The sequence below is a fragment of the Bacillus coreaensis genome, from assembly GCF_050586445.1.
Lineage (GTDB): Bacteria > Bacillota > Bacilli > Bacillales > Cytobacillaceae > Robertmurraya_A > Robertmurraya_A coreaensis.
Genome location: NZ_JBOCCY010000001.1, coordinates 460,075 through 483,703 on the forward strand (window position 1 = coordinate 460,075; position 23,629 = coordinate 483,703).

General features: G+C 36.6%; 25 protein-coding genes. 12 read left to right on the forward strand and 13 right to left on the reverse strand.

The window, feature by feature from the left end:
• The first annotated feature begins 11 nt into the window (after positions 1-11).
• The gene (nadE, locus tag ACQ5H4_RS02430) at positions 12-836 is read left to right on the forward strand and encodes an NAD(+) synthase (protein WP_430773391.1); all 825 of its coding nucleotides are present in this window, start codon (positions 12-14) and stop codon (positions 834-836) included.
• A gap of 36 nt (positions 837-872) precedes the next feature.
• Here nadE and pflA read toward each other — a convergent pair whose 3' ends face one another.
• From pflA to ACQ5H4_RS02445, 3 genes are all read right to left on the reverse strand, one after another.
• A complete protein-coding gene (gene pflA / locus ACQ5H4_RS02435) occupies positions 873-1,613 on the reverse strand; it encodes a pyruvate formate-lyase-activating protein (protein WP_430773392.1) in 741 nt (246 codons plus the stop codon).
• A gap of 62 nt (positions 1,614-1,675) precedes the next feature.
• Complete coding sequence (gene pflB, locus ACQ5H4_RS02440; RefSeq protein ID WP_430773393.1) at positions 1,676-3,901, reverse strand: formate C-acetyltransferase; 2,226 nt, start codon at positions 3,899-3,901, stop codon at positions 1,676-1,678.
• 350 nt (positions 3,902-4,251) lie between these two features.
• Positions 4,252-4,704 (reverse strand): cupredoxin domain-containing protein, encoded by a 453-nt coding sequence (locus ACQ5H4_RS02445; RefSeq protein ID WP_430773394.1) that lies wholly within the window; start codon positions 4,702-4,704, stop codon positions 4,252-4,254.
• Positions 4,705-4,939: 235 nt separating this feature from the next.
• Between ACQ5H4_RS02445 and ACQ5H4_RS02450 the strand changes: the two genes are divergently transcribed.
• Positions 4,940-6,103: a D-alanyl-D-alanine carboxypeptidase family protein gene (locus ACQ5H4_RS02450; protein WP_430773395.1), complete on the forward strand. Its 1,164-nt coding sequence runs from the start codon at positions 4,940-4,942 to the stop codon at positions 6,101-6,103.
• Between the two features lie 26 nt (positions 6,104-6,129).
• On the opposite strand, the gene modB is transcribed toward ACQ5H4_RS02450, so the two are convergent.
• Together modB and modA are read right to left on the reverse strand one after the other, a co-directional pair.
• Complete coding sequence (modB, locus tag ACQ5H4_RS02455) at positions 6,130-6,783, reverse strand: molybdate ABC transporter permease subunit (RefSeq protein ID WP_430773396.1); 654 nt, start codon at positions 6,781-6,783, stop codon at positions 6,130-6,132.
• Between the two features lie 4 nt (positions 6,784-6,787).
• Complete coding sequence (modA, locus tag ACQ5H4_RS02460; RefSeq protein WP_430773397.1) at positions 6,788-7,558, reverse strand: molybdate ABC transporter substrate-binding protein; 771 nt, start codon at positions 7,556-7,558, stop codon at positions 6,788-6,790.
• 146 nt (positions 7,559-7,704) lie between these two features.
• On the opposite strand from modA, the gene ACQ5H4_RS02465 reads away from it, so the two are divergent.
• Positions 7,705-7,836, forward strand: coding sequence for a YuzL family protein (locus ACQ5H4_RS02465; protein ID WP_119708670.1), 132 nt, complete (start codon positions 7,705-7,707; stop codon positions 7,834-7,836).
• Between the two features lie 28 nt (positions 7,837-7,864).
• Here the strand turns inward: ACQ5H4_RS02465 and ACQ5H4_RS02470 are convergent, their stop codons facing one another.
• Positions 7,865-9,484, reverse strand: coding sequence for an ABC-F family ATP-binding cassette domain-containing protein (locus ACQ5H4_RS02470; protein ID WP_430773398.1), 1,620 nt, complete (start codon positions 9,482-9,484; stop codon positions 7,865-7,867).
• A gap of 209 nt (positions 9,485-9,693) precedes the next feature.
• On the opposite strand from ACQ5H4_RS02470, the gene ACQ5H4_RS02475 reads away from it, so the two are divergent.
• A complete protein-coding gene (locus ACQ5H4_RS02475) occupies positions 9,694-9,828 on the forward strand; it encodes a hypothetical protein (protein WP_340904102.1) in 135 nt (44 codons plus the stop codon).
• 30 nt (positions 9,829-9,858) lie between these two features.
• Here the strand turns inward: ACQ5H4_RS02475 and ACQ5H4_RS02480 are convergent, their stop codons facing one another.
• Positions 9,859-10,461: an SCO family protein gene (locus ACQ5H4_RS02480; RefSeq protein ID WP_430773399.1), complete on the reverse strand. Its 603-nt coding sequence runs from the start codon at positions 10,459-10,461 to the stop codon at positions 9,859-9,861.
• A gap of 161 nt (positions 10,462-10,622) precedes the next feature.
• On the opposite strand from ACQ5H4_RS02480, the gene ACQ5H4_RS02485 reads away from it, so the two are divergent.
• Complete coding sequence (locus tag ACQ5H4_RS02485; RefSeq protein ID WP_119708667.1) at positions 10,623-10,724, forward strand: YjcZ family sporulation protein; 102 nt, start codon at positions 10,623-10,625, stop codon at positions 10,722-10,724.
• 52 nt (positions 10,725-10,776) lie between these two features.
• Here ACQ5H4_RS02485 and ACQ5H4_RS02490 read toward each other — a convergent pair whose 3' ends face one another.
• Positions 10,777-12,261, reverse strand: a complete 1,485-nt coding sequence (locus ACQ5H4_RS02490; protein WP_430773400.1) for an aldehyde dehydrogenase family protein — start codon at positions 12,259-12,261, stop codon at positions 10,777-10,779.
• 176 nt (positions 12,262-12,437) lie between these two features.
• Positions 12,438-13,139, reverse strand: coding sequence for a Crp/Fnr family transcriptional regulator (locus ACQ5H4_RS02495; RefSeq protein ID WP_430773402.1), 702 nt, complete (start codon positions 13,137-13,139; stop codon positions 12,438-12,440).
• Between the two features lie 356 nt (positions 13,140-13,495).
• Between ACQ5H4_RS02495 and ACQ5H4_RS02500 the strand changes: the two genes are divergently transcribed.
• From ACQ5H4_RS02500 to ACQ5H4_RS02515, 4 genes are all read left to right on the forward strand, one after another.
• Positions 13,496-14,344, forward strand: coding sequence for a formate/nitrite transporter family protein (locus ACQ5H4_RS02500; RefSeq protein WP_430773403.1), 849 nt, complete (start codon positions 13,496-13,498; stop codon positions 14,342-14,344).
• Positions 14,345-14,485: 141 nt separating this feature from the next.
• Positions 14,486-14,593, forward strand: coding sequence for a YjcZ family sporulation protein (locus tag ACQ5H4_RS02505; RefSeq protein ID WP_084361915.1), 108 nt, complete (start codon positions 14,486-14,488; stop codon positions 14,591-14,593).
• Between the two features lie 32 nt (positions 14,594-14,625).
• Entirely contained in the window at positions 14,626-14,739 is a 114-nt protein-coding gene (locus ACQ5H4_RS02510; RefSeq protein WP_430773404.1) for a YjcZ family sporulation protein, read from the forward strand.
• Between the two features lie 35 nt (positions 14,740-14,774).
• Entirely contained in the window at positions 14,775-15,062 is a 288-nt protein-coding gene (locus tag ACQ5H4_RS02515) for a cold-inducible protein YdjO-related protein (RefSeq protein WP_430773405.1), read from the forward strand.
• A gap of 30 nt (positions 15,063-15,092) precedes the next feature.
• Here the strand turns inward: ACQ5H4_RS02515 and ACQ5H4_RS02520 are convergent, their stop codons facing one another.
• From ACQ5H4_RS02520 to yhfH, 3 genes are all read right to left on the reverse strand, one after another.
• Positions 15,093-15,344 carry a transcriptional regulator SplA domain-containing protein gene (locus tag ACQ5H4_RS02520; protein ID WP_430773406.1) on the reverse strand — a complete coding sequence of 84 codons (252 nt, stop codon included), beginning with the start codon at positions 15,342-15,344 and terminating at the stop codon, positions 15,093-15,095.
• An 839-nt stretch (positions 15,345-16,183) separates the two neighbouring features.
• Positions 16,184-17,998, reverse strand: a complete 1,815-nt coding sequence (gene pepF, locus ACQ5H4_RS02525; protein ID WP_430773407.1) for an oligoendopeptidase F — start codon at positions 17,996-17,998, stop codon at positions 16,184-16,186.
• Positions 17,999-18,144: 146 nt separating this feature from the next.
• Complete coding sequence (gene yhfH, locus ACQ5H4_RS02530; RefSeq protein ID WP_430773408.1) at positions 18,145-18,282, reverse strand: protein YhfH; 138 nt, start codon at positions 18,280-18,282, stop codon at positions 18,145-18,147.
• A 266-nt stretch (positions 18,283-18,548) separates the two neighbouring features.
• Between yhfH and ACQ5H4_RS02535 the strand changes: the two genes are divergently transcribed.
• On the forward strand, positions 18,549-20,711 hold the full coding sequence (locus ACQ5H4_RS02535) for a PAS domain S-box protein (RefSeq protein WP_430773409.1): 2,163 nt from the start codon (positions 18,549-18,551) through the stop codon (positions 20,709-20,711).
• A gap of 37 nt (positions 20,712-20,748) precedes the next feature.
• Here the strand turns inward: ACQ5H4_RS02535 and ACQ5H4_RS02540 are convergent, their stop codons facing one another.
• Positions 20,749-21,471 (reverse strand): hypothetical protein, encoded by a 723-nt coding sequence (locus ACQ5H4_RS02540; RefSeq protein ID WP_430773410.1) that lies wholly within the window; start codon positions 21,469-21,471, stop codon positions 20,749-20,751.
• A gap of 137 nt (positions 21,472-21,608) precedes the next feature.
• Between ACQ5H4_RS02540 and ACQ5H4_RS02545 the strand changes: the two genes are divergently transcribed.
• Positions 21,609-22,028 (forward strand): hypothetical protein, encoded by a 420-nt coding sequence (locus ACQ5H4_RS02545; protein WP_430773411.1) that lies wholly within the window; start codon positions 21,609-21,611, stop codon positions 22,026-22,028.
• A gap of 107 nt (positions 22,029-22,135) precedes the next feature.
• The gene (gene ltaE, locus ACQ5H4_RS02550; RefSeq protein WP_430773412.1) at positions 22,136-23,170 is read left to right on the forward strand and encodes a low-specificity L-threonine aldolase; all 1,035 of its coding nucleotides are present in this window, start codon (positions 22,136-22,138) and stop codon (positions 23,168-23,170) included.
• The last annotated feature ends 459 nt before the right edge of the window (positions 23,171-23,629 follow it).

Here is a 23,629-nt window from a genome sequence, read left to right on the forward strand (position 1 = left end):
GAGGAGAAGAGTTGAGGAACATACAAAACCTTATAATAAATGAGTTACATGTGAAGCCTTCTATTGACGCTCACCAAGAGGTGAACGATCGCATTGCTTTTTTAAAGGCATATGTGAAGAAAACAAACGCAAAAGGTTTAGTATTGGGAATCAGTGGGGGACAAGACAGTACACTAGCTGGTCGATTATCCCAATTAGCAGTCGAAGAGTTAAGACAAGAAGGCTATGAATGTAAGTTTATCGCTGTACGTTTACCATATGGTATTCAGCAAGATGAAGAAGATGCTCAAAGCTCCCTTAAGTTCATACAGCCGGATGAGGAATTTGTTTTTAATATTAAGGAAGCAGTGGATGCAGTAAAGTTTGAATATGATCAAAAAACGGCAGGAGAGCCGTTACGCGACTATCATAAAGGGAACGTCAAAGCGAGAATGAGAATGATTGCACAATATGCCATCGGAGGGCAGGAAGGCTTACTTGTCGTTGGTACAGACCATGCAGCTGAAGCCGTTACAGGTTTTTTTACAAAGTATGGAGACGGGGGAGCGGACTTGCTTCCTCTGTCTGGACTGTCGAAAAGACAAGGCCGAGAGCTACTGAAAGAACTCGGTGCAAGTGAACGTCTATATTTAAAAGTCCCAACAGCTGATTTATTGGATCAAAAGCCTGGTCAAGCAGATGAGACGGAACTCGGAATTACGTACGAGGAACTGGATGATTTTCTTGAAGGAAAAGAAGTGGCGAACGAGGTAGCGGAGAAAATTGAACAGAGATATCTCATAACGGAACATAAACGACGCCCGCCGACAACGATGTTTGATAATTGGTGGAAGTAAAAAAATGGGGAGCAAATAATTTGCTCCCCATTTTCATTATGCATATTTTACTGTAGCAGTTAAAAGCTCAAGAGCCTCTTGGGCTTCTTCATCACTTGGTGGTTGAATACCTTTTAATGGGTACTCCATTCCAAGAGCTTCCCATTTGTATACTCCGAGCTCATGATAGGGAAGTACTTCAACCTTCTTAACATTAGTAAGTGCACCGATGAATTCACCAAGTTTTTTTAGATCGTCACGATCATTTGAGATGGTTGGTACAAGTACGTGGCGTATCCATACGGGAATATTTTGAGCAGATAAGAATTGTGCAAATTCTAGAATATGCTCATTAGCCATACCAGTTAAGGAGATATGCTTCTTTCGATCAATATGCTTGATATCAAGTAAAATTAAGTCTGTGTATTGTAACAATTCCTTCAGGTTAGCTTGAAAGTGTTCCGCGTGTGAGAAACAGCCGCCGGAAGAATCAATAGTTGTGTGAATCCCGAGCTTTTTACATTCTTTAAAGAGTTCAATTAAAAAGGGAATTTGTAGAAGCGGTTCACCACCACTAACAGTAATTCCACCACCTGATGACTCGATAAAAGGTAAGTATGTTTTTAAATCATCGATGATTTCGGAAACAGACATCTGTTTTCCAGTTCCGATTTCCCAAGTATCCGCATTATGACAAAATTGGCAACGAAGCAAGCAGCCTTGTGTAAATACGACATAGCGAATTCCAGGTCCGTCTACTGTTCCAAATGTTTCGATTGAATGAATGTTTCCGTTCATGATGAAAAACTCCTCTCAATTATCAGGTAGGGAGATGTTTACACTCTCCCTACATCAGTTTTTTAAAGTGATCCATGGAATGTTCTGTTAATAACATCCATTTGTTGTTCTCTTGTTAACTTAATAAAGTTAACTGCGTAACCTGATACACGAATTGTTAACTGTGGGTATTCTTCTGGGTGCTCCATAGCATCAAGCAATGTTTCACGATTAAATACGTTTACGTTTAAGTGATGTCCTTGCTTAACTGAGTAGCCATCAAGAATACTTACAAGGTTATTTTCACGGCTGTCTTCATCTTTCCCTAATGCTTTTGGTACGATGGAGAAAGTGTTAGAAATACCGTCTAATGAGTACGCATAAGGAAGCTTAGCAACAGATGCAAGAGAAGCTAGAGTTCCTTTTGTATCACGACCGTGCATTGGGTTTGCACCAGGAGCAAATGGCTCACCAGCGCGACGACCATCAGGTGTGTTACCTGTTTTCTTACCGTACACAACGTTAGAAGTGATTGTTAAAATAGACATAGTAGTCATAGAGTTTCTATACGTTTCGTGCTTTTTAAGCTTTTTCATGAAACGCTCAACTAAATCAACAGCGATGCTGTCCACACGATCATCATTGTTTCCGTATTTAGGGAAGTCGCCTTCAATTTCAAAGTCAACAGCTATACCGTTTTCATCACGAATTGGACGAACTTGAGCGTATTTAATCGCACTTAATGAGTCAGCAACAACACTTAGTCCAGCAATACCTGTTGCCATTGTACGAAGAATATTTGTATCATGAAGAGCCATCTCAATTCTTTCATAGCTATACTTATCATGCATATAGTGAATGATGTTTAGTGTATTAATGTAAAGACCAGCTAACCAATCCATTGTAGAATCAAATTTCGCCATCACTTCTTCATAGTTTAGAACTTCAGAAGTAATAGGGGAGAATTCTGGTGCTACTTGTAGTTTATGTTTTTCGTCTTTACCGCCATTAATTGCATATAGAAGTGCTTTTGCAAGGTTTGCACGAGCACCGAAAAACTGCATTTGCTTACCAATTTCCATAGCTGATACACAGCAAGCAATTCCGTAATCGTCTCCCCATTCTGGGCGCATAATATCGTCGTTTTCATATTGAATTGAACTTGTTTCGATTGACATTTTCGCACAGAACTTTTTGAAGCCTTCTGGAAGGCGAGTTGACCAAAGTACTGTTAAGTTTGGTTCTGGTGCCGGTCCAAGGTTAGTAAGAGTATGCAAGAAACGGAAAGAGTTTTTCGTTACTAATGCACGTCCGTCATTTGCTACACCACCGATAGACTCTGTTACCCAAGTTGGGTCTCCACTAAATAGTTCGTTATAATCAGGAGTACGAGCAAATTTTACAAGACGTAGCTTCATTACGAAGTGGTCAACCAATTCTTGAGCCTCTTGCTCAGTAAGTACACCGTTTTCTAAATCTCTTTCAATATAAATATCTAAGAAAGTTGAAACGCGTCCAAGGCTCATTGCAGCTCCGTTTTGTTCTTTAATAGCTGCCAAGTATCCGAAGTATAACCATTGGAAAGCTTCAGTAGCTGTAGTAGCCGGCTTAGAAATATCGAATCCGTAGCTAGCAGCTAATTTCTTTAATTCATTAAGAGCACGAACCTGCTCTGACAATTCTTCACGAAGTTGAATAACAGATTCCTTCATTACTGGAGTAGTGCCAGCAAGATCTTTTTTCTTTTCTTGAATCAAGAAGTCTACACCATATAAAGCAATGCGTCGGTAATCACCGATAATCCGACCACGTCCGTATGCATCCGGTAAACCAGTAATGATACCAACTTTACGTGCCATTTTCATTTCATCAGTATAAGCATCGAATACACCTTGGTTATGTGTTTTACGGTAGTCAGTAAAGATTTTTTCAACATCCTTATTTAATTCAAAACCGTAAGATTCACAAGACTGTTGTGCCATACGAATTCCGCCATAAGGCTGTAAAGAACGTTTGAACGGTTTGTCGGTTTGAACACCAACAACTTTTTCTAAATCTTGATTTAAGTACCCTGCACCATGAGAAACAATAGAAGAAACGATTTCGGTGTCCATATCAAGTACGCCACCGTTTTCTCTTTCTTGTTTTGTTAAATCCATTACTTGATCCCATAATTTTGTTGTTGCCTCAGTAGGGCCTGCAAGGAAGGAATCATTTCCTTCGTACGTATTAAAGTTTCTTAGTATAAAGTCTCTAACGTTTACTTCTTTTCTCCAAGTACCTTCTGAAAAGCCTTTCCACTGTTCCATTTGAGTCCACCTCTTAGTAAATGTTTATATAACAGATGATACAAATACATCATACTTGAAGTATAACAGATAATTAGTGAAATACATCACATAATCTAGATGACATTTTGACAATGTTATGAACATTAGGTTTGTCAGAGGTTCGTTATGTGACAGAATGGTGAAAAAAGAAAACTGTACTATAATGATTCGGCAAAAAATGAAATCTGTTATACAAAAAGTTATTATTAATAACACTATTGTAACGTGATAAATCTCTTCGTGGTCAATTAGGTTATGTAGATATTTTGACAGTTTGAATAGACCAAAAAAAAACGATTGTGCGTGTTACACACAATCGTCTACAAGTGTTAATTCACAACAATATAGGCCGTCATTGGTCCATTTGAATCTGAATCATGGTGAGTTAAACAAACCAACCGATAGACCCCCTTCTTTTGAAACTGGAGGTCTAGTTCAGTTTCTTCTCCTTGAAGTATTTTACCGCTAATGTTTGTACCCTCAATTATAAACGGATGATTAGCACCGTTTATTCCCATAATCTTTAATTTTACCTTCTCACCCTTTTGAAGAAAGATGGTACCAGGGTCAAAGCGATACGCTTCGATTTCTTTTCCATCTTTAGTTGTCGCTTCAAACTCGCCAGTGACTAAATGAATTTCCCTTGTAGAATCATTGACCGATGTTTGAATGACTGCCTCGCTGCCCATGTTTAAATAAATCCAAAGGGAGGCGGAGAAAACCAAACCTAACAGAAGAAGTGAAAATATAATAGAACGTTTTTTGACTACTAGAAATTGCATCGTACCCCTCCAAAAAATTTATTTCTACTAATTTATATGCATCAAGGTAATGGAAACTTGTCTATACTTTTTCTATGAATGTAAATTTACGACCTTAGTATCGGTTTTTCGTTATAAAGCACGAAATATTACCTAGTTTTTCAATTTTGTAACAAATGTATAATTTATACGTTTACATGTTAATTTTTTTGGTACAATCGAAAAAGACTGAATTCAAACAAGGTGTGTGCATACAGTGATTAAAAAACTATCTTTTATTTTTCTAACTATCCTTTCATTTAGTGCAAATCAAGTGTTCGCTGAGCAAATGGACGAGCTGTCCATAATAAGCGATTCGGTAATATTAATGGACTCACAATCCAATGCGGTCCTTTACTCAAAAAATGAGCATGAACGTATGTATCCGGCTAGTTTAACAAAAATTGCAACTGCCATTTACGCAATTGAAACTGTAAAAGTAGATGAAGTAGTAAAAGTAAAAAGTGAAGCTATTGAAGTTGAGGGAACTAAAGTATATTTAAATGAGGAAGAAGAAGTTACTCTAAAAAAATTAATTCAAGGTATGCTTATTAATTCAGGAAATGATGCTGCTGCTGCCATTGCCCTTTATATTGACGGTAGCATGGAGATATATGAAAAAAATATCAATGAATTTCTAAAAAATGAGGTTGGAGTTAAGGATACTCATTTCACGAATCCGCATGGGCTCTTTGATGAAAACCACTATACAACAGCGTATGATTTAGGTCTAATCACGAATTACGCACTTAAAAATGAAACATTTAAAGAAATTTTCGGAACAAAAGATTTGGCTTGGGATGGACAATCCTGGGATACAACGTTGTTTACACATCATTTACTATTGAAGGGAGAAATCCCATTCGAAGGAATCACAGGTGGAAAGACTGGTTTTGTCAATGAATCCAGGCAAACGTTAGCGACGACTGCTTCTAATGGTCAAATTGGGTTAACAGTCATTGGTTTAGGAGCAACGTATAAACGTGATATTTATAATGACACAATTAATTTGCTAAGCTTTGGATTTTCTAACTATAAAACTTCAATTATTCCTGTAAATACAACATTTGAAAATGAAAAAGATAAGTTTGTTGTGACGGATCCGTTATATATAACAGAACCTCTTACTGGCTCTGCTATAGTAAATGTAACAAAAGAGGGAGAGTTAGCTGTATTTGATTCCTCGAATAAAGAGCTGCAAACGATCTCTTTAGCTAATTATAAAATCAAAACAGCTCCAGAGAGAGAATCTATTATTGGAGAAACCACATCGAGTGATAAAACTACACCTATTGTGATGAAAGCTATATCAATTGGATTAGGTTTTGCGTTACTTGGAGCATTTATAGGAATGTGGAAAAAACGAATATTGAACGGATGAAAAAATAGCCATGAGTTTTCTCATGGCTATTTTATATGGCTTGATAGATAAAGCATAATATACGATAAAAAAATCATCAGAAGGACCCAGGTCCAAGCGAGACTAGTATTACCAGACTCGAAGGCAACATATATGGCTGTTGGAAGGGTTTGAGTTTTTCCAGGAATGTTTCCAGCGAACATGAGTGTAGCTCCAAATTCACCAAGAGCACGGGCAAATGCAAGAATAGAACCAGAAACAATGGCCTTTACACTCAAAGGAAGAGCGATAAATAAAAAAACCTTCCATTCTCCAGCACCGTCAACTCTTGCCGCATCCTCTATTTCCCTATCTACTGATAAAAAACCGGTCTTACATGACTGATACATAAGAGGAAAAGCAACAACTGTTGAAGCGATTACTGCTGCCCACCAGGTAAACATAACGGGTTGCTTAAAAATTTGTTCAATGAAATGCCCTACAGGACTATTAACGCCAAAAATCATAATTAATAAAAATCCAACAACGGTAGGGGGGAGAACGATAGGTAAAAGAAGTGCTGTTTCGATAATGGTTTTACCTTTAAAGGAAGATCGATACATAATCCTAGAAACGAACACGCCAGAAATAATCACAAGAAGTAGTGAAAGCGAGGCAACTGTCAAGGAAAGTTGCACTGGTGACCAAAATTGTAAATTCATATAATCAATCCAATACGTTAAATCCATATTTTTTAAATACTTGTTGTGCAGCGGGTGATTGTAGAAATTCAAACAAGGATTTGCTCTCTTTGCTGTTGGTTGTATTTGCTAAAACACCAAAATAGTACATGATTGGGGAGTGGAGAGACGGATTTATGTTTTCAGTCACTTCTACTTTCTTTGATGTTAAAGCATCAGTTTTATAAACTATTCCAGCATCCACATTTTTCGTTTCTACATATGTAAGCACTTGAGAAACATCTTTCGTATATATTAATTTATCTTCAATTTGATTCCATAATTTAGCGTTTTGCAATACTTCCTTCGCATAACTTCCGGCAGGTACCGTTTCTGGTATTCCAATAGCAATTTTTTCAATTGACTGACCTTGAAGATTAGAGAGTCTCAAATGGATACTGTTATCATTCTTCGGCGCTATTAGAACAAGGGAATTAGCTACTAATGGCGAGTGGTAATTAGTGAGTATATGTTCCTTTTCTACTAACTCATCCACATGATCCTTTGATGCCGAAATAAAAAGATCAACAGGTGCTCCTTGAATTATTTGTTGTTTTAATGCTCCAGAACCACCAAAGTTAAACAGAAGGTCAACCTGATGATTTTGTTCGTATAGTTCTTTAAGCTCAGTTAACACATCTTTCATACTTGCTGCAGCTGAGATCGTCATTTGAATATGTTCTTCTCTTTCTTGGCTGCAGGAACTTAGTAAGCTAAACAAGCATGAAATGAGGATGGCAATGGTTATTTTTCTCAAAAGTTAAAAAGCCTCCTATTTATTATGCATACAAGAAATTATAGCGAAAAATAGAGAGTTGTGACAGTGATAATTTAAAAAATTGCTTTATGGTTTGGATAAAAACTTTCGAAATATAAAAAAATATATGTGGAGGTGTTTTCATTATGTCAAATAGAAAAAAAGATCCTTCTACTGTTGGATTAAGTTCTCCGCAAGTTGAAGGGCAAGGCACAACAGAGAATGAAATGGCTGGGACAAAAAAAGATAGTGCAAGACGAAAAACAAAAAGACATTAAAAGAGAGCCAATTGGCTCTCTTTTATTTTTATTTATACATTTCTTCTACTTGTTTTTGGATCTCACTATTTTCAAGATATTCATCGTAAGTCATTTGCTTATCAACGATACCATTTGGAGTAATTTCAATAATTCTGTTGGCAATCGTTTGAATGAACTGATGGTCATGAGATGCAAACATAAGAGAGCCTTTAAAGTTAATTAACCCATTATTAACCGCAGTAATTGATTCTAAGTCTAAGTGGTTTGTTGGCTCATCTAATAGAAGGACATTCGCACCACTTAGCATCATTTTGGATAGCATACAGCGAACCTTTTCTCCTCCGGAAAGAACGCTCGCCTTCTTTAATACTTCTTCTCCTGAGAACAGCATTCTTCCTAAGAAGCCACGAAGGAAGCTTTCACTTTGATCAGCAGGGGAGAACTGACGTAACCAATCTACCAGGTTAAGCTCACTTCCTTCAAAGTAAGAAGTGTTGTCTTTTGGGAAATACGCCTGGGAAGTAGTGACACCCCATTTGTACGTACCACTGTCAGCTTCCATCTCGCCCGTCAAAATTTTGAATAAGGTTGTTTTAGCAAGTTCATTTGCTCCAACAAGTGCAATTTTATCTTCCTTATTCATTACGAAACTAACATTGTTTAAAACTTTTTCTCCGTCGATGGTTTTTGTTATTCCTTCAACACGTAACAGGTCGTTTCCTATTTCTCTTTCAGGAGTAAAACCAACATATGGATATTTTCTAGAGGATGGACGAATGTCATCCAAAGAAATTTTATCAAGTAATTTTTTTCTTGATGTTGCTTGCTTTGATTTAGATGCGTTAGCACTAAATCTCGCGATAAATGCTTGAAGTTCTTTGATTTTTTCTTCTTTTTTCTTATTTTGATCCTGAGCCATTCTCTGTGCTAGCTGGCTTGACTCATACCAGAAATCGTAGTTTCCAACGTAGATTTGGATTTTTGAAAAGTCTAAGTCCGCAATATGCGTACATACTTTATTAAGGAAATGTCTATCATGGGATACAACAATAACGGTATTTTCAAAGTTAATTAGAAATTCTTCTAACCATTGGATTGCTTTTATGTCTAAGTGGTTCGTGGGCTCATCAAGTAGAAGAACATCAGGCTTACCAAATAGAGCTTGCGCAAGAAGTACCTTTACTTTATCAGAACCTGAAATATCTGCCATCTTTTTCGTGTGAAGGTCTTCAGTGATTCCAAGCCCTTTTAATAAAATGGCAGCTTCTGATTCGGCTTCCCAACCATTTAGCTCCGCAAATTCTCCTTCAAGCTCAGCAGCTTTCATTCCGTCTTCATCTGTAAAGTCCGCTTTCATATAAATAGCGTCTTTTTCTTGCATGACTTCATATAGACGCTTATGTCCCATGATTACTACTTTCATTACTTCTTCTTCTTCGAATTCATAGTGGTTTTGCTTTAAAACCGCCAATCTTTCTCCAGGTCCAAGGGAAACTTGACCGGTTTGTGACTCTATTTCACCAGAAAGGATTTTTAAAAATGTTGATTTTCCTGCCCCATTTGCCCCAATTAATCCATAGCAATTACCAGGTGTGAATTTAATATTTACATCTTCAAATAGTTTACGGTCACCATATCGTAGGCTTACGTCTGTTACTGTAATCATTTCTTTTCCTCCAAACAAAATAAACAATAATTTTCATTATAACACTTTTTACTGGTTGTTCGCATGAATTTCTATATCATCAGCATTGCCAAAAAAATCAACCTTAAATAAAAGTTTTATTTTCATAGAAAAAAATGATGAAATTTCATATTTTTTTCATATTTATCATGTACAATAAAGCTAATTAGATCGGAAAAGGAGTCTTTAATATGGCTAAAAAACAATTAATAGACTTAGTTAATCGGTTAAAGGGGTCAGGAATTAAAGTGAGTTTTTCGAAACCTCGCCCAAAATCAATTCTCCTACTGCAGCAACAGGCAAAATTATCTTCTTCAACAAATTAATAAAACGAGCGGCTATTGACGCCGCTCGTTTTATTGTATTTCCTTCATAATTTTATTAAAGACATCTTCTCGATTAAAATCATCACCCATAGGGAATTTCTTAATAAATTTATTGTTTTCATCTACAAGAAAAACGAAAGTAGAGTGGACATAGAATCCATCACCTGGATCTCTATATTGAAACTGAAAGGTATTGGCTAATCGTTCAATATCCTTTTGGTCTTCCTTAATATTACTGGGATCACCAGTTAAGAATAACCAGTTTCCATCGTCTTTAATTTCAAAATGGGACATGTGACTTTTCATCACTTCCGGTGTATCACGATAGGAATCAATACTAACGGTTAGAAATTGAATCGTATCTCCGAATACGCCTTCCTCTTCAAGATCCGTTTTTAATTGATTCATTTTCAATGTTGTGGTGGGACAAATATCAGGACAATGCGTATACATGAATTCAACCAGTTTTATCTTTTTTTCGGTTTTACTAAAATCAAAGCTTTCATTGTTCATTGTCGTCAAAACGATATCATCAGGAATTGTTGCATTGGCATCACGAATTAAAAAAAAGGATATTCCAGCAGTAATACCAACGATGACTATAATTGAACAAATCATATATATTTTCTTCATGAACATACCCCCTCTATTTAAGATAATGAATCTTGAGGGAAAATCCTATGGACATATTGTGAACTTATTTAATTGATCCCATATAGGACATTCATCTATACCGTTGACATCCCGTCTGAATACACTAAGAGTGAAAAGGCTATAGAGGAGGGTTAACTATCATGAGTGGAAATTATGGAGGCGGCTTCGCTTTAATCGTTGTCCTGTTTATCTTGCTAATCGTTGTTGGAGCAGGATTCTTCGGTGGAGGCTACGGCTACTAATATTTGTTTATAAAAAAGCGAGAGGGAAGACCCTCTCGCTTTCTTGTGGTTATTAATTCATACCGATCCAAACACTCTTAACTTCAGTATAGTTGTTAAGTGCATAAGAGCCCATTTCACGACCAAGACCGGATTGCTTATATCCACCGAACGGGGAAGCGGCATCAAATGCGTTGTAGCAGTTCACCCAAACCGTTCCAGCTCGTAAATTGTTGGCTACGTAGTGTGCTTGAGCTACATCACGTGTCCATAGCCCAGCAGCTAAGCCGTATTCACTTTGATTCGCACGAGCTATAAGCTCATCTAAGTCTTCATATGGAAGGGCAGAAATAACAGGGCCAAATATTTCTTCTTTAGCGATCGTCATTTGGTCATTAACATTGGCGAAAATCGTTGGTGAAACAAAGTATCCTTGTTCAAATGGATTATTTCCACCAACTAATAGCTCCGCTCCTTCGTTAATTCCTTTTTCAATATACCCAAGAACGCGTTTTTGTTGTGTACTTGAAACGAGAGGTCCGATATCTGTGTCAGAGTGTAGACCTGCTCCTTGCTTAATGTTCTTCGCATGACTTACCATATCAGCAACAACATTATCAAATTGCTTTTTCTGAATAAAGACACGAGAACCTGCACAGCACACTTGACCTTGGTTAAACATGACCCCATTTAGTGCTCCAGGAATTGCCTTTGAAAGATCAGCATCAGGGAGCAAGATGTTTGGCGATTTTCCGCCAAGTTCTAGGGTTACTCTCTTTAACGTTTTGGCTGCTCTCTCCATAATCATTTTCCCAATTTCAGTTGAACCGGTGAAAGCAATTTTATCAACCTGTGGATGGTCAACAAGCGGTTGACCTGCGGTTTCACCGAATCCAGGAATGATATTGACAACACCAGGAGGGAAGCCTGCCTCTTGAATTAACTCTGCTAAGTACAAGGCAGAAAGAGGTGTTTGCTCTGCTGGTTTTAGTACGACTGTACATCCTGTTGCTAGTGCAGCACCTAGCTTCCACATGGCCATTAGAAGAGGGAAGTTCCAAGGAATAATTTGTCCAACCACCCCGACCGCTTCGTGTCGAGTATAGTTAAAGTACGGCCCGTTAACCGGAATGGTTTGCCCGACGATTTTCGTTGCCCAGCCAGCATAATATCGCATATGTTCAACAGCTAAAGGAATATCAGCATTCGTAGTTTCTTTAATTGGTTTACCGTTGTCCAATGTTTCAAGTTGTGCTAGTTCAGCTGCATTTTCTTCCATTAGGTCAGCAAGCTTATACATTAATCTACTTCTTTGAGCGCTACCCATTTTTGACCAAGGACCTTCATCGAAAGCTTTTCTAGCTGCCTTCACAGCAAGGTCTACATCTACTTCGTTGGCTTCAAAAACAGTTGCAAGCACTTCGCCAGTAGCAGGGTTATAGGTTTCGAATGTCTTTTGAGTTTGACTCTCGACGAATTCTCCATTAATAAAGAGCTTCTTTTTACCTGATAGGAACTTCTCTACTTTTTCATGCAATTGAACAGTTAATTGACTCATTGTTTCCCTCCCGCTATTAAATGGTTAAGTAATTTCCAAACTATGACAACGCTTACACGGTTAATACTATCATTTTATAAAACTACTTTTCAATCATTAATATAGTGAATATTCCGATAGTATTTGACACGATTTTTCGACAAAAATAAATAATCGCCCTAAATAGGCGATTATGATTAATCAATATTACAATATTCTATCGGACAGTTCTCACAATCTATTTCTTTTTTTAAATAATCTAGGTCATGGACAGTAATTATTTTTTTGCTAATAGAAATGGTATGGTTCCTCCTCAATTCAGTCAGCATTCTACTAACGCTTTCTCTTGCTGTACCACAGAAATTTGCTAAATCTTGATTGGTTAATGGAACCGATATTTCAATTCCATTTTCTCTTAAAACCCCATAACTGTTACATAATCTGATAATGGTAGAATAGAGTGCGCCTTTTTTTCCATTTAACACTAAATCACGAAACTTAGTAATGGTTTTTCTTATATGATCATTCATCCATCTTAGGAATTCAAATGCCAACTCGCTATTTTTAAAAAATGCTTGTTCAAGATCAGCAATATTTATGGCTGCTGCTTCACCATTTTCTATGACTTTGGCATTAAATATATACCTTGGATCTACAGTAAATAAGGTTAGTTCTCCTACAATATCATTATGCTTACAAAGTCTTAAACTCAGTTCGTTTCCTTCGGCGTTCATTTTTGATATTTGAACCTTACCTGATAAGATAATATACATTTCTCTCGCTTCTTGTCCTTCTTTAAATAGAAAACTTCCTTTTTTTATAGGTACAATTCGTTCAGCCGATTTTAATAATTCGCCAAGTTCGTAGGACAATTCTTCCTTATATTTTTGCTTCACCATTCGTATCCTCCTTTAAGCGCTGGCCATATAGTTTATTTAAAAGAATGTTATGTATCTGGTCAATATAGTTTACTTCACAAAGAGTTAACGTTTTGTGACAGAAATCACGTTTAATTTGAAAATTTCTTTATAAGTGTGATATTTGTAACAGGGGAGAAAGGGAGGTTTTTAATATTCCTATATTGAAAACCCTAGTTTTCAATATTTTAATGATGAAATAAGAATTATGTAACCGCTTCATAAAGAGTCACGAAGCGTTCATTAGTTTTTCTATTAACAAAAGCAAAAATGAGGGGTAAAATGACAGTAAATATTGTGACGTTTTTCACATTTTGAAAAGAGAAAGGATCCTGAACATGTATAATGAGCTTACACCCATTGAGGAAGCGGCATTAAACGCTAGGAAAAAAAGAGATACGTGGATGTCTTCTAAACTACATTACTTTATTAAGGCGATGCTTGCTGGGGTCTATATTGGTTTTGGAATCATGGTATCTTATAAAACGGGGGAATTTTTCTTTGATGCCGGGTCTCCGTCTGCCATGATGTTGGTAGCTATTTTCTTTGGGACTGCACTCGTAATGATTATTTACGGTGGGGCGGAGTTGTTTACAAGTAACACAATGACAATGACCATCGGAACGTTAAAAAAGGAAACTACCTGGTATGAGACGTTCCAAGTCTGGGTGGCTTGTTACTTTGGTAATTTAGCTGGTACATTGTTTTTTTCTGTTCTGATCATGCTATCAGGTTTATTTTTATCACCAGACAAATCGGAACTTTTGATGGACGTTGCAAGTTATAAGATGCACGGACATACAGTAGAAATCTTTTTTCGTGCAATTCTTTGTAATTGGCTTGTATGTTTAGCCATTTGGTTACCAATGCATGTAAAAGGTGACGTAGCAAAACTCCTTTTAACCCTCTTACTTGTATTTGGTTTTGTTATCTCTGGCTATGAACACAGCATTGCAAATATGGCGCTATTTGGTATTGCACTAATGGTTCCACATCCAGAAACGATTACCATTTGGTCAGCAATCCATAATATCATACCTGTAACTCTTGGAAATTTAATTGGAGGAAGTATTTTTGTCGGAGCTTTCTATGTGTATTTAAATAAAAAGCCTGTTGTTAAAGAAAAGAAAGTAATTGAAAATGAAGTTTCTTTTTCCGTTTCAGAGAAAAGAGTAGCGAAAATGTAAGAATTTAATGGTATGGAAAAACTCCTTGATACAGCTCAAGGAGTTTTTTTGATGATGAAAAAAATGAATTAGTGAAAACGCCCATACAGGACAACTTTTGCACACATATACTGCCGATAGATGTCATGGGAGGTGGAAGTAATGAGCGCAGAAGCTGGATTCGGCTACGGCGGTGGATTTGCTTTGATCGTCGTTTTATTCATCCTATTGATTATAGTGGGAGCAGCATACGTAGGATGGGGATATTAATTAGTAATTGATAATTAAAGGGGTTGAATGCTATGGGCTATAACTACGGATATGGTTATGGTGGATGTGGCACTGGATACGGAGGATTCGTGTTAATCGTCGTATTATTTATCTTATTAATCATTGTTGGAGCTTCTTGGTTATAAGAAGAAATAAACAACCTGCTTAAGGGGCAGGTTGTTTGTTTTTGGATACACAGGAAAAAATACTTTTAAAATATAATAATTTGTACATACTAAATAAAAAGAACGAAAGAATCTCTAGAATGGGGGCAATTGCTATGTTCTTTAACAGAAAAGCTCAAGAAGAAAAACCAGAAGATATTTTAATGGATATTGAAGTGTATACATGTGCTGATAACGATTGTATTGGTTGGATGAGAAAAGAGTTTGCAAGCTCCGATTTAAAATGTCCATTGTGCGGACATGACACAACAATGGAAGTTAGAGAGCTCCCCAAAATCAATTAGGGATTAGAAGCAAGGCGTAGCCTTGCTTCTTTAGTGTGTATCCGAATTAAAATAATGGTCATTAAATGCTTGTTCAGCAGCAGTTTCAGAAGCAAAAAGCGCATCATCATCTTCAATTACATGAAAGGTCTCATTTAAAAATAAGGCTACTGCATCGGGATTATGAGGATGTTGTACGATTTCAGCAGCTCTTATATTAGATACAGTCGGAGTATGTGGGTTATTATAGATCACAAACACCTCATCTCCTACTTTGACCTCTTTTGGATTGATCATCTCCATCTCATGATTACCTCCTTTTAGTTGATGAGCATATATATATCGTTCTCATCAATTTCAAGTGTTATTCTTTCTGAAGGAATGGAAACGTTCACATAACTATCACAGTTTTGGGGAGTATTCCTTTTTTCAGGTGATATAATAAGAGTGTAAAGAAAAATAATTCAAAAAAGAAAGGAGTTAACATTTTAGGAGACTCAACCATATAGTGTTCGTTCCGTATGTAAGTGTATTGAGAACGAGTAAACTATATAGTTCACACATAATTTGTGAAGCGGTAAAAGAAAGGTAAAATGTAAAATCCCTACTTTTTAATCACTACTTATTCAGTAAAAAGCTACTTAGTAAGTAGCTAAGACCTGAAGCTGAAATTCTCATTTTAAGTATTGTAGCGATATAGTATTAAGAAAATTAGTTACGAGAAAAAAAGGGAAAAGAAGCCAAAGCCTTGGGTTAAAAAGTTGACCAAAAACGGAAAATTTGGTAATGGAAATTACAACTTCCTTTATATAATGATAATAAAGCTTCCCTTTATGTGTATGAGAGTTAAAAACTAAAACTTAATAAGGCTGTTTGTTATTCGGAAGGAATACCTTCTCACTTCTCTCTAAGAGTGTGAGATCATCCAACGTAATCCTAAAACGGAACAAACACACATCAGCAAAGGTTTTAAAAAAGCTTAACCTTGTTATTTGAAGTAGGAAAATAACTAAACCGGAAGCAAAGCTGGTGAAAAATGGTTGGGTCCCCTAAGATGTTGACTTTCTCTCTAGTTATAACTAGAGAGTTTTTATTTGCACTGAAAAGCACAGACTACGTAAAAGTAATCTGTGCTCTTTTTATTATTGATAGCTAGCTTCTAGCTCATCAATTAATGTCCCCACGTAGCTTACGGCTTTCTCAATAGGGGCTGGTGATGACATGTCAATTCCAGCATGTTTTAGGAGCTCTAATGGACGCAGAGTCCCTCCAGCTTTTAATACCTCTAGCCAACGCTCAACAGCCGGTTGACCTTCTTCCTTTATTAACTGAGCCATAGCAGTTGAAGCAGTTAAGCCAGCGGAATACGTATATGGATATAGTCCCATATAGTAATGAGGCTGTCTCATCCATGTGAGACTTGCACCTTCATCGATCTCAACTGTATCACCCCAGAAGTCCGTCAGCACATTTGCTTTTTGTTCGCAAAGTGTTTTAGCTGTTAATGGTACACCTTCCTCAGCTAAACGATAAACTCTTCTTTGGAATTCTCCCTCTAGAAGATGTGTAACAAAGTTATGATAATACGTTCCTAACAATTGTAATACCACCCAGCGCTTCATTTGTACATCATTCGTTTGAGAGAGTAAGTAGTCACCCAAAAGCATTTCATTCATCGTTGAGGGGGCTTCAATAAAATACATGGATGGGCGAGTATTCATTATCCGTTGGTTTTTATTTGCCAAATAAAAGTGTCCTGCGTGTCCAAGCTCATGGGCAAGTACAAAAGCACCTCTCATGGTGTCTGTCCATGTTATAAGAATATACGGGTGGGAGCCGTAAGGGCTAGAACAGAATGCACCGGTTGATTTTCCAACATTATCAGCTAAGTCAACCCATCTTTCCGTTAATCCTTTTTTCATGATGCTACTATACTCAGGTCCCATTACTTTTAATGCCTCTAAAATCACTTGGCTTGCTTCCTCATAGGTCGTAGATGGATTAAAAGAGGGATCTAAAGGTGCCTTTAAGTCACAGAATCTCATCGTTTCAAGACCAAGAACACGCTTTTTTAACTGAGCAAACCTTCTCATATGCGGAGCAAGCTCCCTTTGAATAACATTCAATTGATTCTCATAGGTAACTTTATCAACTTTTTGTGGATGTAAAAGCATATCTGTTACAGAATCATAACCCCGTAATTTAGACAAAGCGACTTGTTTTTTTACTTCAGTTGCATACACAGTAGCGTACGTATTTTTGTACTTGCTTAATGTAGTTACAAATGATTCATAGGAATTTCTTCTCACTATTGGATCTGGTGAAAATTCGTATCGGTCTTCGAATAGAGCGAAGCTATTTGGTAACTCATTTCCTTCGGCGTCTAAAAACGAAGAAAAAGTCATGTCGGCAGATTTACTTGTTTGATAAATTTGGTAAGGTGCTCCGTAAACTTCTCCAAGAGCAGCAAGTACTTGTTCAGTTTCGGGGGATAAACGATACTTTTTTGTCTCTAGCAAATCATTTAGCATACTCTGAAAAGGAAGGAGATTCGGTTGTTCTTGTACGAATTGTGAAAGGGTCACTTCGTCAAGTTTTAATAATTCTGAATCAATAAAGGATAATGATGAATTTATATTGGATAGTAGCGATGAAAGCTTCCCAACATTCGCCTGATTGATTGGATTTGTTCCATCTTCAGATTGCTTTAAAGAAGCAAAAGTAGAAATTTTTATTAATTTATGAGTAAACTTTTCACGTTGTTCTAAACATTCGAGTAACGTAGCGGAGTTTTCGGTTACTTTTCCTTTAAAAGCATCAAACAGACTAAGATCGTTTTCTACCAATTTGAGATGGTCTTGCCATGCGTCTTCAGAGGCAAACAAATCACTCAAGTCCCATGTTAAATGCTCGGGTACCTCTCCACGTAAATACCTTTTTTGAGATGTTTTCTCCATTTTCCTTTCCCCCTAACTATGTATTTCGTATTCCTAAGTATATACATTGTTAGTATACATGATTTGGATGGATTTTTCTAAATATTTTAACAAATTAATACAAAAAAAACGGTGAGATCATTTAATCTCACCGTGCTCAGTTACTGTTACTCTTCCATTTTCTTTGAAAGGCATCTGTCACATTCCAAGATGTACGATTCAGCCTGTTCATGTACTTGTTGACCACACTCGGGACAAACCTTTTTGGGTAATGTACGGAAAAACTCAACTGGACTAATTAACATTTTTACCCCTCCTTATATAATACAGAATGTTATATTACCTATTGTTATAGTACAGTATACACGAGGATGTTTAAAATGTGTAGACCCTTTTCATAAAAAATTCAAAATATTTTATAAATAAGCGAAGTGTACTAAGATATCATTTTAGGTGGGAAAACAAAAGAAAATAATTGTGACAAAAAACAAAACTTTTTCTTTTATAAACGGTATCTATCCATTAAAATCAAGTAGATATAAACTGTTTTAAAAAAGGAGGCATCTCTTTTATGCAAGAAATTATTGGATCGTACAATCCTATTTTAATTTTTTCTGCATTTATTTTAACGATAATGGCTTCCTATACTTCAATGAACCTTGTTGCAATGCTTCATTCCTCTGAACGAAATAGGAGGTTTTTATTAATAGCCGGTACCTTATCAATGGGTGTTGGTATTTGGTTAATGAATTTTATTGGAATGCTTACTATAGATGGAGCAGCTTCCTTTCATTATCGTATTCCATTACTTTTGTTATCACTGATAATTGGTATTAGCTTTGTAGGGCTTGCGTTTTATACTGTTACAACACAGCACTTCCATAAAACGAGCCTGTTATTAGGAAGTATTTTTATGACTTGTGCAGTTTTGTTCGTTCATATGGTTGGGATGCTAGGGCTGGAAATCGTTTTTTCTTATAATCCTCTTATCCTTGTCGTTGCTCTTGTTTTAATGTGTGCTTCTTTTTGGTTTGTATTTTGGATGCTGTTTTTTGCTAAAAACTTTTCAGTAAGTCATCGTATTTGGATGAAGCCTTTAGCAGCTTTAGTATTAACGATAGCTATTGTGGAAGGGCATTTTTTACTTGTAAAATCTGCTGAAATTATTAGGTTTAAGAATAATGATCAATTAGAGAATATGTACGATGAAAGATTATTCATTTATTTTGTTCTCTTCTTATCGATAGTTATCTTAATAGGGTTAATTTCATCTTCAGCCTTTATCAGCAGAAAGTTGGCTATTACTGACACAAATCTTAAAGATATCACAGCTGCATTAGACGAGTCTTCCATTGTTGCTATTACAGATCCAAAAGGGAAAATTACCTTTGTTAATGACAAATTTGTTGAAATCTCTAAGTATCAAAGAGAAGAGCTTCTCGGTATGGATCATCGGATATTAAATTCAGGTTACCATCCACGTAGTTATTTCCAACAACTTTGGAAAGAGATTAGCTCAGGGAGAGTTTGGAAAGGTGAAATTCGAAATAGAGCGAAGGATGGAAGTTTCTATTGGGTGGATACGACCATTGTTCCGTTTCTAGGGAAAAATGGCAAACCGTATCAATATGTCGCGATTCGACATGATATCACCAATAGAAAATTAGCAGAAGAGAAATTAAAAGATTCGTTAAAAGAAGTCAACGACATAAATTTTGCTTTAGATCAATCTTCCATTGTTGCTTTTACGGATGAAAAGGGAAAAATTACAAAAGTGAATGATAAATTTTGTGAGATTTCTAAATACACACGTGAAGAGCTTATTGGGGAAGATCACAGAATTTTAAATTCTGGGTTACATTCCAAAGCTTTCTTTAAGGAGTTGTGGAGCACAATAGGGAACGGACATGTTTGGAAAGGTGAAATAAGAAACAAAGCAAAGGACGGAACATATTATTGGGTAGATACAACCATCATTCCGTTTATGAATGAAAAAGGGAAACCGTATCAATATCTTGCTATAAGAAATGATATTACTGAAAGAAAGAAAACAGAAGAAACACTTCATCGTCAGGATAAGCTCGCTGCTGTCGGTCAGTTAGCTGCTGGGGTTGCCCATGAAATAAGAAACCCGCTTACTTCTATGAAGGGATATGGAGAGTTTCTACTAGAGGATGAAACCGATCCACAAAGAAGAGAGTTTATTGAGATCATTCTTGATGAGATTGGCCGAGTAAATACGATTGTTGAGGATTTTATGGTTCTTGCCAAGCCTAAGGCTGTAGAACTTGAAGAAAAAAATATCATCACGATTATAAAAAATGTACTTTCACTATTAGAATTCGAAGCACGAAAAAAGAATGTGAAAATGAGTTTTGAAGCAAACGAGGAAATCATTCAAATTGAGTGTGATGAGGATAGACTAAAACAGGTGTTTCTAAACTTTGTAAAGAACGGTATTGAGGCTATGCCGAATGGTGGGGAACTAACCGTTAAAGTAAGTGTCGAGGGTAGCCAAGTACAAATCTCAATTCAAGATACGGGAGTTGGGATACCAGAGGATAAGCTCAAAAAGATTGGTGAACCGTTCTATACAACCAAAAAGGAAGGCAACGGTCTTGGGTTAATGGTTAGCTTTAAAATCATTGAGAGCCACCAAGGGAAAGTATATATAGAAAGTGAAATAAACAAAGGCACCACCTTTAATATCATATTACCTGCAAAAACTGCTTAAGCTTAAACCCCAGTCATTATAAACTGGGGTTTCTTTATTATTTTTGCTCATTTTTTTCTTTTTGTACAAAAAATCGATGAACAGGTTTAGCAACTTTGCTAAAGTTCGTCTCTATTGTTTCTGCCAAGTGTGAGGCTCTCTCATAAATGGCAGTCTTTAAATGATCGAGTTGTCTTTGAATTTTTTCCGACATGGCCTCTTGATGGTCTAACCTTTCCATCACTGTTTGATGAAATACCTCTTGTAATCCCATTTTTTCTGAAATCTCTTCGTACATATTTTCATGTACATGTAGTTGTTTTGTTAACTCAACTTTTTGTTGTTCGTGTGCAGACAGAGTTGAACTAATCTCGAGTAAACGTTGATCTTGTAAAGACAGTTGATCCACCATTGCTTCGTGCATAAGCCCTTCTTTTGTAATTTCATTAAGGACAAGTTCATTTTCTTTTTCAAGCTTATCGAGTCTCTCGAGAATTTTTTGATTTGTTTTACTTTGTTCAATCATTATTGATGCAATGTCCCGTAAAGATTGTTCTGATCGGCTGATTTCTTGTAATAACTCATTAAATTTTATCTGATGAGAGGAGGTGGTTTCACTAAGCGTGCTATGAAATGATTCAATGGATTGAGATAAAGTAGAGTTAGTCATTTTTTGGTTTTGCAGGACGTCTTCAAAGTAGGAATAGCGGAATACAGTCTGATTGGAGTTTGGTTCTCCTTGGTTGGAAAGTATTAACGGATTTTGATTTTTAAGCGTCATCAAATCTCTCCTTTATGGAATTAAAAGTAAATAGGTGGAACCCTTCCTTTATGTTATGATGAGTATCGGTTATTTGTTTATAGGCGTTCTGCAAAACTGAGAAGTTAAAATGTCTTTAAAATGAGGGGGCATTTTTTATGGAGTTATTTTCTTTAGATTCTTCTGTTGAAACGAATGATATTAAGTTAATGATTAACTCGAAGATATTAATGTTTTGGATTCATTTTTCTTCCTTTCACTTGCATTGGCGTGGTTATGAGGTGGAAGAAAACGAGGGTCTTGATGATGTGGAGAGGGAGCATCTTCATCATGAGTTACAGTTTTTTGACTTTCTCTACCACAAGTTTTTAATGTGTGTTCCAGAAGCTGATGGAGGAGAGCATTTGACTACAATTTCCCTGCCATTACAGGTGGTTGAAAACATCTATTATGAATTAGATGATTTTATTCATTATTGTCAAGCTTATGGAGAGAATGAATTAGTAACGATAACGAAGAATTATAAGTCCACCTTCGCTACTTTATTTCAGGACATTGACCCAAAAAACTGTCATTAAACCTTAGTCATAACCAGAACTTTTTTAAGATCTGGTTTTTTTTATACAAAAATGGTGGATCAAGTTTTATAATTTAGAGATACGAAATAAAAGGAAGTGTAAACATAGTGATTGATTTACGAAGTGATACAGTGACAAAACCGACAAAGGAAATGAGAGAGGCTGCTTTTAATGCAGAGGTTGGTGACGATGTGTATGGAGAGGATCCAGCTGTTAATAAATTAGAAGAGGAAGCTGCTGCCATTCTTGGTATGGAAGCGGCACTATTCGTAACAAGTGGGACACAAGGGAACCAAATTGCTGTTCTAACCCATTGCCGTCCGGGACAAGAGCTTTTACTAGAAGCAGAATCACATATTTTTTATTATGAGTCAGGTGCGGTGTCCGCGTTAGCTGGAGTGCAAACTAGAACGATACAAGGCTCTAGAGGAGCGATGGATCCACAATTAGTACGTTCGGCTATTCGTCCCGAGGACATTCATTTTCCAGATACGGGCTTAATTTGCTTGGAAAATACACATAATCGCGCAGGTGGTGCGGTCGTTCCTGTTGAAAACATGAAACAGATCTATGAAATAGGAGTAGAAAATCATGTACCTGTACATGTGGATGGAGCTAGGTTGTTTAATGCAGCTGCAGCTTTAGGTGTTTCTGTAACTGATTTTACGCAGTACTGTGATACGGTACAAGTATGTTTATCAAAAGGGCTTGGCGCACCTGTTGGTTCCATCTTGGCTGGAGATAAAGATTTTATCGTCAAAGCAAGAAAGTGGAGAAAAAGATTAGGTGGAGGATTACGGCAGGCTGGGCTGATTGCGGCACCAGCGTATGTAGCTTTAACAACTATGAGAGAAAGGTTAATTGAAGACCATCAGTTAGCTAGGGGCTTTTCTAATGGTCTAAAAAATATAAAGGGGATTCAAGTGGTCAATGAAGTAGAAACAAATATTGTGGTAGTTGATATAGCAAATTTACAAATGAGCTCTCAAGCATTTGTAAATGAATTAGAAAAACAGGGAGTGCTAGCTGTCACCTTTGGACCAACCTCTGTTAGGTTTACCACTCATCATCAAGTGAACAAACTAGATATCGAACGTACCATTGATCTGGTTGTAAAGATATCAGCTGTACGATCAAAATAAAAGTCACCTGAGATAGCCTTTAATAAGGTTATCTTTTTTTATGTCATTTTTCCTTGTTTATGCCATTTTTATTCTCGATTTTTCCCATCTATGTTTTGTCTCGAAAGAAGAAACAATACATATGTAACACTTATTTACTAAAAGGAGGGGTTTACATTGAACAAGCGTCTACTTTCTGTAGGTTTTTCTTTAATGTTGCTTACTGCTTGTAACAACAATGCAGCCGAAGATACTAATAACCGCACGACCGGTACTTCGGATGTAGGATTTACAAGTGACCAAGCATCAAGATATACAACAAACAGAACTCAACGAGTGAATAATACAGATATGAATCCTCTTGTTCGTTTAGGTCGAGGAGATCATCAATATCATATGGACTCTGATTACCGAGGCGGAAGAGAGATTGGCCGTACAGATGTGGGTACTAATCCGTCCCCAACCGATGATTATCGATAT

Bases quoted from the DNA above. Each gene is read 5' to 3' on its own strand.
- ACQ5H4_RS02485 (WP_119708667.1), top strand. From the start codon at position 10,623: ATGAGTGGAAATTATGGAGGCGGCTTCGCTTTAATCGTTGTCCTGTTT.
- yhfH (WP_430773408.1), bottom strand. From the start codon at position 18,282: ATGTTAATTAGTCCAGTTGAGTTTTTCCGTACATTACCCAAAAAGGTT.
- ACQ5H4_RS02510 (WP_430773404.1), top strand. From the start codon at position 14,626: ATGGGCTATAACTACGGATATGGTTATGGTGGATGTGGCACTGGATAC.
- ACQ5H4_RS02445 (WP_430773394.1), bottom strand. From the start codon at position 4,704: ATGCAATTTCTAGTAGTCAAAAAACGTTCTATTATATTTTCACTTCTT.
- ACQ5H4_RS02545 (WP_430773411.1), top strand. From the start codon at position 21,609: ATGGAGTTATTTTCTTTAGATTCTTCTGTTGAAACGAATGATATTAAG.
- ACQ5H4_RS02535 (WP_430773409.1), top strand. From the start codon at position 18,549: ATGCAAGAAATTATTGGATCGTACAATCCTATTTTAATTTTTTCTGCA.
- ACQ5H4_RS02470 (WP_430773398.1), bottom strand. From the start codon at position 9,484: ATGATTACAGTAACAGACGTAAGCCTACGATATGGTGACCGTAAACTA.
- pflB (WP_430773393.1), bottom strand. From the start codon at position 3,901: ATGGAACAGTGGAAAGGCTTTTCAGAAGGTACTTGGAGAAAAGAAGTA.
- ACQ5H4_RS02505 (WP_084361915.1), top strand. From the start codon at position 14,486: ATGAGCGCAGAAGCTGGATTCGGCTACGGCGGTGGATTTGCTTTGATC.
- ACQ5H4_RS02500 (WP_430773403.1), top strand. From the start codon at position 13,496: ATGTATAATGAGCTTACACCCATTGAGGAAGCGGCATTAAACGCTAGG.
- ACQ5H4_RS02495 (WP_430773402.1), bottom strand. From the start codon at position 13,139: ATGGTGAAGCAAAAATATAAGGAAGAATTGTCCTACGAACTTGGCGAA.
- ACQ5H4_RS02465 (WP_119708670.1), top strand. From the start codon at position 7,705: ATGTCAAATAGAAAAAAAGATCCTTCTACTGTTGGATTAAGTTCTCCG.
- modB (WP_430773396.1), bottom strand. From the start codon at position 6,783: ATGAATTTACAATTTTGGTCACCAGTGCAACTTTCCTTGACAGTTGCC.
- ACQ5H4_RS02480 (WP_430773399.1), bottom strand. From the start codon at position 10,461: ATGAAGAAAATATATATGATTTGTTCAATTATAGTCATCGTTGGTATT.
- ACQ5H4_RS02475 (WP_340904102.1), top strand. From the start codon at position 9,694: ATGGCTAAAAAACAATTAATAGACTTAGTTAATCGGTTAAAGGGGTCA.
- pflA (WP_430773392.1), bottom strand. From the start codon at position 1,613: ATGAACGGAAACATTCATTCAATCGAAACATTTGGAACAGTAGACGGA.
- ACQ5H4_RS02540 (WP_430773410.1), bottom strand. From the start codon at position 21,471: ATGACGCTTAAAAATCAAAATCCGTTAATACTTTCCAACCAAGGAGAA.
- pepF (WP_430773407.1), bottom strand. From the start codon at position 17,998: ATGGAGAAAACATCTCAAAAAAGGTATTTACGTGGAGAGGTACCCGAG.
- ACQ5H4_RS02490 (WP_430773400.1), bottom strand. From the start codon at position 12,261: ATGAGTCAATTAACTGTTCAATTGCATGAAAAAGTAGAGAAGTTCCTA.
- ACQ5H4_RS02520 (WP_430773406.1), bottom strand. From the start codon at position 15,344: ATGGAGATGATCAATCCAAAAGAGGTCAAAGTAGGAGATGAGGTGTTT.